Here is a 4,951-nt window from a genome sequence, read left to right on the forward strand (position 1 = left end):
CCCGCGGCGCCGCGACGTCGCGCCGGTGTCGCCCCGGTGCGCGAGGACTCCCGTGTGGAGGACGCCAGTGAGCCGAGCAGGGCGGCTCCAGCGGCGCGGAGGATCCGTGTGAAGGTGTCGGTCACGCGAGCGACCCTAGCTGGTGAGCAGGACGAGGGCGGCGATGATCGCCGTGGTGGCGGTCACCGGGACCGCAAGGGCCGTGGCGACGAACAGCACCAGCGTGGGACGCAGGTCGCGCTCGAGCCAGGGGGAGGACGCAGGCGTCCCCACACCCGCGCGCAGGGCTCGTTGGGCGGCCTCGACGCGCGGGAGACGGGTGGGGCGTCGCAGGTCGAACTCCGCCCGCGCGGCCCGCCACCCGCCACCGGTGCCCGTCCGGGGGCCGACCGCCGCGGAGCCGACCACCTCGGATCCGACGACCTCGGGGCCGACCGCCTCGGGGCCGACGGTGTCGGTGTCCAGGACGTCACCCGTCACGGGGTCGGTGGAGACCAGGACCGTGGGGCCACCCGGGAGGGGCTGTCGCCGCAGTTCCGTGACCAGGCGGTGCCGGTCGATGGCCAGGGCGCACACCACAGCGGCGGCGAGGATCGCGATCGCGAGGGGGATCCACGAGCCCACCCCGTCGCGTGCGCGCACCACCAGGGCGCCCAGCACGGCGCAGGCGAACGTGGTCAGTCCGGCGACCGTGACGAGCAGGGCACCGCCGGCGCTCGTGAGCTGGGCGAGGACGCGCGACAGCCGTCGGGGCCCGCTGGCATCCGTCGTCGTCATGGTCGCTCCCTCCCCCGACTTCCCCTGAGATCTCCCGACCATTGTCCCCGCTGCGGGGGTGACCCGCACAGCGGGGAGGGCCGCCTCGTCGCGCACGGTGGGCGCCGGCCGGGGTGGCGCGACCCCGTCCGTCCGAGCACCCCCACGTCGGCCCCGCGCGCCTTCCACAGGGGTGCCCCGGGTCTCCGTCCACAGGTTGCCCCCGACCGCCCTCGTCGCCGCAGGGTCGTGCCATCCTCACATGGGAAGGACGTGAACGGACCGGAATGGACCAGGAGGAAATGGGAATGAAAGCGAAGAAGCTGCAGGAGGGGCCGCTCACACGGCACCTGGCACCGGGCCCGGGACCACTCGGGGAGCACGTCACGGGGTTGGCGGAGGCCCTGCGCAGTGCCGACCTGGGGGACCTGGCCACCGCCGTGGTCAAGGTCGAGGAGATCCTGGACCGGGGCGACCTCGGGTTCGAGGTCTCCCTGCGTCTGCGCAAGAACCTCATCGAGTGGTACGGCACCCTGGGCGCGCCCGGTGAGTCCAGACGAATCGCGACGGCGGGTGCGGAGGAGGCGCGGGTCCACCTCGGCCCCCGCCACGAACTCACCCTGGTGATGCGTCACTCCGAGCTCTACTGGATGTGCATGAGCGGGTACGACGACGTCGCACGCAAACGCTTCCCGGACCTGGTCCGCGACGTCGAGAGGACACTGGGTCCGCGTGACCCGCTCGCCTGGGCCGTGCGGACCAACTCCGCGATGCCCCTCAAGAGGGACGGGGACTTCGCGGGTGCCGCGCGGGTGTACCGACGGCTCCTGGAGGACATGGAGGGGGTCCTGGAACCCTCCGACATGCTCGTCCTCACCACCCGGGACAACCTCGCCGAGGTCCTCGCCTGCGACGGACGCTACGAGGAGTCGACCCGCCTCTACGAGGGGCTCCTCGGTGACATGCTCGCGAGGACGAGGGCGGGGGACCGCCGTGTGCTGCGCCTGCGCGACGAGATCGCGGCCAACACCTTCTGCGCGGGCGACACCGAGCGGGCCCGGGAGCTGTGGGGGGTCCTCGCCGAGGACTGCCGACGACACCTGGGGGAGTGCGATCCCGAGACCGCGCGCCAACGCACCCTGCAGGTCCTCCTCGCTGTCGAGCAGGGGGACCGGGCCGGGGTCGTGCTCTGGTGCCGTCGTCTCCTGGACAACCTCCCCGAGGACTTCGGGCGCGAGGACGCGGAGGGCTTCCGGCGGCTCATGGAGGAGTACTCGGAGGAGGAGCACCCCGGCGCTGCGGACGGGGGCGGGGACCGGGACGGGGTCGCGGAGGACGACGACGGCACCTCGTGAGTGGCCCGCGTCCCACCCGTGGGGGAAACGCCCCCGTCCGGGTCGGTCCCCGCTGCGAGGCACGCGGCGATCGGCGCTGCGGGCACCTGCGATCCCGGTCCGGGGTCGCCCCAGGCCCGGCGTGCACACCGCCGCGAGGCCGACCCGCCGTCCTGGCCGGGGGCGGACGGGCGCGGGTGTGCCCGACCGCGCAGCGGGGCGGTTGGCGCCCCCGGGGCCGGTGATGGGACGATGGGGGCATTCAGCCCCGTCCACCGGAGGTCCTCGTTGGCTCCCATCCCCCCGTCCGACCAGCTCGCGTCGATCCGTCCCGCGCACACCCAGCAGGAGCGCATCCGCAACTTCTGCATCATCGCGCACATCGACCACGGCAAGTCGACCCTGGCGGACCGGATGCTCCAGCTCACCGGCGTCGTCGAGTCCCGTGACATGCGCGCCCAGTACCTCGACCGCATGGACATCGAGCGCGAGCGCGGCATCACCATCAAGTCCCAGGCCGTGCGCATGCCCTGGGAGGCGGGTGGCACCGCCTACGCGCTCAACATGATCGACACCCCCGGGCACGTGGACTTCACCTACGAGGTCTCACGCTCCCTGGCCGCGTGCGAGGGCGCCGTGCTGCTCGTCGACGCCGCCCAGGGCATCGAGGCCCAGACCCTGGCCAACCTCTACCTGGCCATGGAGAACGACCTGGTCGTCATCCCCGTCCTCAACAAGATCGACCTGCCCGGCGCCCAGCCGGACAAGTACGCCCACGAGCTCGCCCAGCTCATCGGCGTGGAGGAGTCGGAGGTCCTGCGCGTCTCCGGCAAGACCGGCGAGGGCGTCCCCGAGCTCCTCGACCGCATCGTCGACCTCGTCCCGGCCCCCTCCGGGGACCCGCAGGCCCCCACCCGGGCGATGATCTTCGACTCCGTCTACGACACCTACCGGGGTGTCGTCACCTACGTGCGTGTGGTCGACGGCTCGCTGTCCACCCGCGCCAAGGTGCGGATGATGTCCACGGGCTCCACCCACGAGCTCCTCGAGATCGGCGTGATCTCCCCCGAGCCCACCCCCTCCGACGGTCTCGCGGCCGGGGAGGTCGGCTACCTCATCACCGGGGTGAAGGACGTGCGCCAGTCCAGGGTCGGCGACACCGTGACCACGGCGGTGCGCGGGGCGACCACCCCCCTGGCCGGGTACCGCGACCCCAAGCCCATGGTCTTCTCGGGGATCTACCCCGTTGACGGCTCGGACTTCCCGGACCTGCGAGACGCGCTGGAGCGCCTCCAGCTCAACGATGCGGCGCTCACCTACGAACCGGAGTCCTCGGCGGCCCTGGGATTCGGGTTCCGCTGCGGCTTCCTGGGGCTCCTGCACCTGGAGATCGTGCGCGAGCGCCTCGAGCGCGAGTTCGACCTGGACCTCATCGCCACCGCCCCCAACGTCGTCTACCACGTGGTGGCCGAGGACGGCACGGAGATCCGCGTCGACAACCCCTCGGAGTTCCCCGAGGGCAAGATCTCCGAGGTCCGCGAGCCCGTCGTCGATGCCACCGTGCTGACACCCACGGAGTTCGTCGGCCCCGTGATGGAGCTGTGCCAGGAGCGCCGCGGCGCCATGAAGGGGATGGACTACCTCTCCGAGGACCGCGTCGAGATCCACTACCTCATGCCCCTGGCCGAGATCGTCTTCGACTTCTTCGACCAGCTGAAGTCACGCACCCGCGGCTACGCCTCCCTGGACTACCAGGACGCCGGTGAACAGGCCGCCGACCTGGTCAAGGTGGACATCCTCCTCAACGGGGAGAAGGTCGATGCCTTCTCCGCCATCGTCCACAAGGACGCCGCCTACGCCTACGGGCTGCGCATGACCAAGCGCCTCAAGGAACTCATCCCGCGCCAGCAGTTCGAGATCCCCGTCCAGGCGGCCGTCGGGGCCCGCGTCATCGCACGCGAGACCATCAAGGCCCTGCGCAAGGACATGCTCGCCAAGTGCTACGGGGGTGACATCACCCGCAAGCGCAAGCTGCTGGAGAAGCAGAAGGAGGGCAAGAAGCGCATGAAGTCCATCGGGCGCGTCGACGTCCCCCAGGAGGCCTTCATCGCGGCACTCACCTCGGACGTCCCCACGGGCAAGAAGTGACCCTCCCCATGGACGACCTGGAGGGGACCACGGGGGAGGCCGGCGGCGACGCCGCGGAGGATGCCCCACGCGGGCACGGCGACCACCACGGACGACGCGGCCACCGACCCCGGCCCACCGGTGACCCCGAACCGTTCATGGCGCGCACGAAGTCCTTCACGCGGCGCAACCGTCCCCTCCACGACTCCCTGCGCCGCACGATGGAGGCCCACGGGGCCGACTACGTCGTGGAGGTCCCCCGCTCCGAGGGGTGGACCACCGTCGCCCCCGGGCACCGACTGGATCCCGAGCACACCTTCGGACGGCGCGCGCCCCTGGTCGTCGAGATCGGCCCGGGCGTGGGCGAGCAGCTCGTGGCCGCCGCCCGACGCTGGCCCGACCGGGACTTCCTCGGCCTCGAGGTCTGGCAGCCGGGCATCGCGAAACTCGTCTCGCGTGCCGTGGCGGCAGGGGTGGACAACATCCGCGTCGTCGAGGCCGACGCCGCACAGGCACTCCCGGTCCTCCTCGGGGAGGCCACCGTGGACGAGGTGTGGACCTTCTTCCCCGACCCCTGGCGCAAGGCCCGCCACCACAAGCGGCGCCTCGTCAACGCGGCATTCGCCGAGGAGGTCGCGCGTGTCCTCGTGGACGGGGGTGCCTGGAGGCTCGCCACCGACTGGGACGACTACGCCTGGCAGATGCGTGACGTCGTCGAGGCCTGCCCCGACCTC

Annotated in this window: 4 protein-coding genes; 3 read left to right on the forward strand and 1 reads right to left on the reverse strand. The window is 72.0% G+C overall.

Translation table 11 applies throughout. The features are described from left to right. Positions 1 to 135 precede the first annotated feature (135 nt). A complete protein-coding gene (locus TA90_RS00845; RefSeq protein WP_043534138.1) occupies positions 136 to 777 on the reverse strand; it encodes a hypothetical protein in 642 nt (213 codons plus the stop codon). 287 nt (positions 778 to 1,064) lie between these two features. Between TA90_RS00845 and TA90_RS00850 the strand changes: the two genes are divergently transcribed. The 3 genes from TA90_RS00850 to trmB all read left to right on the forward strand — a co-directional run. Next, positions 1,065 to 2,111 carry a tetratricopeptide repeat protein gene (locus TA90_RS00850; RefSeq protein WP_052450332.1) on the forward strand — a complete coding sequence of 349 codons (1,047 nt, stop codon included), beginning with the start codon at positions 1,065 to 1,067 and terminating at the stop codon, positions 2,109 to 2,111. Between the two features lie 231 nt (positions 2,112 to 2,342). After that, positions 2,343 to 4,238 carry a translation elongation factor 4 gene (lepA, locus tag TA90_RS00855; protein WP_052450333.1) on the forward strand — a complete coding sequence of 632 codons (1,896 nt, stop codon included), beginning with the start codon at positions 2,343 to 2,345 and terminating at the stop codon, positions 4,236 to 4,238. Positions 4,239 to 4,375: 137 nt separating this feature from the next. Further along, a partial coding sequence (gene trmB / locus TA90_RS00860) for a tRNA (guanosine(46)-N7)-methyltransferase TrmB (protein ID WP_043534141.1) occupies positions 4,376 to 4,951 on the forward strand: 576 nt, incomplete at its 3' end.

The sequence above is a fragment of the Actinomyces polynesiensis genome, from assembly GCF_000820725.1.
Taxonomy (GTDB): Bacteria; Actinomycetota; Actinomycetes; order Actinomycetales; family Actinomycetaceae; genus Pauljensenia; species Pauljensenia polynesiensis.